The 1,157-nt window shown below is 41.9% G+C and carries 1 protein-coding gene; it reads right to left on the bottom strand.

Going from position 1 to position 1,157, the window contains the following annotated elements; translation table 11 throughout:
• Window positions 1–331: 331 nt before the first annotated feature.
• Window positions 332–958, bottom strand: a complete 627-nt coding sequence (locus EKO24_RS06165; protein WP_127030810.1) for a hypothetical protein — start codon at window positions 956–958, stop codon at window positions 332–334.
• Window positions 959–1,157: the final 199 nt, after the last annotated feature.

Genomic DNA, 1,157 nt, shown 5'->3' with positions numbered 1-1,157 from the left:
GCTTATTTTTCTTATCACGGGCGGGCCTTCCGTTGCCTAGGGTTAGTTCATGCCTCATATTCTATACCGGCTGTCAATGCGTAAGTTCTAGTCTCTTTCTGGTTAGTCATCTTTACTTTGCATAACGTAAAGGTAAGGGGCGCGCCGCTAAAGGAAGTCAAGCGAAGCCCCAAGCCTTCGATAAAAAATTGAATTCGAAAATCGCCAACGGGCGGTGCGTCCCTTTGACCGACTTGTTGGGCTTAAAATGTAGATGCAACATACAATAAACTTATTGAAGGTACGCATAGCGTACCTGGCTGTATCAAGGCCTATCCGGTTAAAAGAGCCATTAGCCAATTTTCTCGAATTTGACTGTTGATTTTGTTCTTAAGTCATCAGCACGTAAGTCAATGCCCAACTCAAGGAAGATTTCGTTAATGATTTCTTTGTCTTCTCCGCTTAAATTTGCTTTAGGTTTGTTTGCAATTATGCGCATAGTGTTTAGCATACAGCTTCCTGTGTACAAATAGCGTTTGCAGTTATTGATGGCCTCATCAAAAGTGTCATCAGAGATTTTGGTGTCGTTAATGACCTGTAAATAATCTCCAAGAGCGTCAATCTGAACAAAGAGAGACTTTATTGCATATCGCTGATTTTTGTCGAAAAGCCCAAATGAGGCTTCGATGGCTGCCTTCAGAAAATAGCAGCTCGTATTTCTCGGAACATATTTCCATGGCCGATCTATCTTAGGTTCTCCTGCTTTAAAACTTATTAGGTTGCCGAGTGTGTCGGCCATTTTTATCAGCCTGTTTGGAAGTTCACTCAGTTCATCTTCGATTTCTAATATTAGATTTCTGTAAACTACTGTTGCCTTTGCTTTTTCTTTCCTAGACTCTATCAGCGGCGTAGCCCATATACCCAATCCAAAAGTGATTATGGGGGTCAGAAATTTTAAATATTCTAGCAACTCTTGCATTTAATGACCTTCTCCGACGACTCTATAAAGCCCAACGTAGAAATAACGGGACGCGGTACAAAGAGTGACGGTGACGCATAGATTGATTCCGCGTTCCCGTTGATTGAAATGTGTACGCCCGACATGGGCATTAACTAATGAGGTGAAAGTCCTCTGTAGGAGAATCACCGTCGAAAACCTTGGTTGTTATTAGACGATA

Origin of the sequence: Candidatus Methylobacter oryzae, from assembly GCF_003994235.2 — a bacterium.
Lineage (GTDB): Bacteria > Pseudomonadota > Gammaproteobacteria > Methylococcales > Methylomonadaceae > Methylobacter_A > Methylobacter_A oryzae.
Note: the sequence above shows the minus strand (reverse complement) of the source record. Positions and strands in the feature narration are given on the sequence as shown.